This is a genomic window from Methylobacterium sp. (assembly GCF_019750675.1).
Lineage (GTDB): Bacteria > Pseudomonadota > Alphaproteobacteria > Rhizobiales > Beijerinckiaceae > Methylobacterium.
This window is the reverse complement of record NZ_JAIEOF010000459.1, coordinates 1-2,661: the sequence shown is the minus strand read 5'-3', so window position 1 is coordinate 2,661 and position 2,661 is coordinate 1. Positions and strand designations below refer to the sequence as shown.

3 protein-coding genes are annotated in these 2,661 nt (G+C 67.1%); 2 read left to right on the top strand and 1 reads right to left on the bottom strand.

The genetic code is table 11. From position 1 onward, the window contains the following. Both K2X24_RS23990 and K2X24_RS23985 read left to right on the top strand, forming a co-directional pair. Window positions 1–939, top strand: a 939-nt coding sequence (locus tag K2X24_RS23990; RefSeq protein WP_292501855.1) for a CoA ester lyase, incomplete at its 5' end; no start/stop codon positions are given. A gap of 219 nt (window positions 940–1,158) precedes the next feature. After that, window positions 1,159–1,593, top strand: a complete 435-nt coding sequence (locus K2X24_RS23985; RefSeq protein WP_292501854.1) for a heme-binding protein — start codon at window positions 1,159–1,161, stop codon at window positions 1,591–1,593. A gap of 155 nt (window positions 1,594–1,748) precedes the next feature. Here the strand turns inward: K2X24_RS23985 and K2X24_RS23980 are convergent, their stop codons facing one another. Continuing rightward, entirely contained in the window at window positions 1,749–2,615 is an 867-nt protein-coding gene (locus K2X24_RS23980; protein ID WP_292501852.1) for a porin family protein, read from the bottom strand. Window positions 2,616–2,661: the final 46 nt, after the last annotated feature.

The following is a 2,661-nucleotide window of genomic DNA, read 5'->3' as shown; positions in this document are numbered from 1 at the left end:
CTCCACCGCTCGGAACTCGCCGTCCCGGGCTCCAACCCGACCTTCATGGAGAAGTCCGCCAGCTCCAAGGCCGACGTCATCTTCCTCGACCTCGAGGACGCGGTTGCTCCTGACGACAAGGAGCAGGCTCGCAAGAACATCATCCAGGCGCTGAACGACCTGGATTGGGGCACCAAGACCATGATGATCCGCATCAACGGTCTCGACACCCACTACATGTACCGCGACGTCGTCGACATCGTGGAGGCCTGCCCGCGCCTCGACATGATCCTGATCCCCAAGGTCGGCGTGCCGGCCGACGTCTACGCCATCGACGTGCTGACCACCCAGATCGAGCAGGCCAAGAAGCGCGAGAAGAAGATCGGCTTCGAGGTGCTGATCGAGACGGCCCTGGGCATGGCCAACGTGGAGGCGATCGCCACCTCCTCGAAGCGCCTGGAGGCCATGTCCTTCGGTGTGGCCGACTACGCCGCCTCGACCCGCGCCCGCTCCACCGTCATCGGCGGCGTGAACAAGGACTTCTCGGTGCTCACCGACAAGGACGAGGCCGGCAACCGCGAGACCCATTGGCAGGACCCCTGGCTGTTCGCCCAGAACCGCATGCTGATCGCCTGCCGTGCCTACGGCCTGCGCCCGATCGACGGCCCCTTCGGCGACTTTTCCGATCCGGACGGCTACACCTCCGCCGCCCGCCGCTGCGCGGCCCTGGGCTTCGAGGGCAAGTGGGCGATCCACCCGAGCCAGATCGATCTCGCCAACGAGGTCTTCACCCCCTCCGAGGCCGAGGTCACCAAGGCCCGCCGCATCCTCGAGGCCATGGAAGAGGCCGCCAAGGCGGGACGCGGCGCCGTCTCCCTCGACGGCCGCCTCATCGACATCGCCTCGATCCGCATGGCCGAGGCGCTGATCGAAAAGGCCAACGCGATGTCCGCCAGCTGAGCATCCGGGTCGCGCAACGTTAAGAACCCGCGACTTGGCCGCCCCTTCGGGGCGGCCCTTTTGTTTGGCGCATGACCACGGACTGTCCGGCACCAAGTCACGCCGACATCCGTTAGCAGACGTCCGCTACGGCGTGCCTTGCCGCACCATCGACAGGGCCTCGCCGATCGGCGGCCGCATGACACGAGAACCTTCACCGGTATCCAGGGAGACCCCATCATGCACGTGACCATCGAAGACGCACACAAGGCCATCGAGGCCGCCCGCGCCAAGGCCGTGGAACTCGGCACGCAGATGTGCATCGCGGTCGTGGATTCCGGCGGCAACCTCAAGGCTTTCTACCGGATGGACGGTGCCTGGGTCGGCTCCATCGACATCGCGCACAAGAAGGCGAAGACGTCCGTCTTCTTCGGGATGACGACGGGGCAGATCGGGCAGCTCTCGCAGCCCGGCGGCCCCCTCTACGGCATCGAGCATTCGAACGACGGCCTCATCACCTTCCCGGGCGGTATCCCGATCGTGGACAAGGACGGCGAGATGTCCGGCGCCATCGGCGTCAGCGGCTCCACGGTGGAGAACGATCACGCCGTGGCCCTGGCGGGCGCCAGTTCCATCGGTGCCACCGAACTGCCCGCCCATCCCTGGCGCACCTGAGGGGCATACGCGCGCGGGCCGGGCGACCGGACCCGGCGCGTTCCCCGGCCGGTTTGCCCGCGCACGACCGGAACGAAAGAAGGCCCCGCTCGCGAGAGCGGGGCCTTCTTTCGTCGTACGCCCCGGCCCCGCGAGGAGGCCGGAGCGTGGTCGGCTCAGAGGCCGCCGAACTTGTAGTTGAAGCCGGCCTTGATGATGTTGCCCGAGGTCTCGAAGCGCGAGGTGTAGGAGCCCGTGGCGGCGGGGAGGCCGACGTTGTTCACGATGACGTTGCGGCTGCCGAGGTCGTAGTGGAGGTACTCGGCCTTCAGCGTGATGGCGCTCGCGCCGAGCAGGCTGCCGATGAAGTTGAAGCGGTTCAGGAAGCTGTCGGTGGGGATCGCGTACTCGATGCCGCCGCCGTAAGCGTAACCCGTCTGCATTTCGTTGTAGCGGCCCGAATAGGCCAGGACGTTGGTGCCGGTGAAGAAGTCGGCGCGGTAATCGACGCTGCCGTAGGCGAAGCCGCCGGTTCCGTAGACCAGGAACCGGTCGAAGGCGTAGCCGAGGCGGCCCTGCACGGTGCCCAGGTAGTCGAGGCGCTGGCGGAAGGTCGCGGGATCGCGCAGCACCGGGTTCAGGGGGGTCAGGGGACCGAGGTAGCCGTAACGCTTGCTGATGTCGGTCCAGGTGACGTCGGCGTTGAGGCCGACGACGAAGCCGGAGCCCGGGGTGAACTGATAGTTGTAGCCGATGCCGCCACCGACGTTGCCGATGCCGTCCTGCTCGGAGCGGAAGTTCTGCGGACGCCGGTTGAGGGCGACGTTGGTCCGCGTCAGCGCATCGTTGCCGGTGGTGCGGATGTTCTGACGGTCGCTGAACGCGTACGAGCTATGGGTGCCGAGGTAGAAGCCGGTCCAGGTGAAGACCGGGATGGGCGTGAAGACCGGCGGCGGCGCCTCGCGGCGCGGCAGGTCGGCGGCCGAGGCCGCGCCGATGGCGACCAGCGAGGCGACGCCAGCCAGGAGAAACTTCTTGATCATCACGGTGGGTTCCGAAATCCGGGGCTTGACCGTCAAGCTAGCTCGC

Coding starts and splice junctions, on each gene's coding strand:
- K2X24_RS23980 (WP_292501852.1), bottom strand. CDS start 2,615: ATGATCAAGAAGTTTCTCCTGGCTGGCGTCGCCTCGCTGGTCGCCATC.
- K2X24_RS23985 (WP_292501854.1), top strand. CDS start 1,159: ATGCACGTGACCATCGAAGACGCACACAAGGCCATCGAGGCCGCCCGC.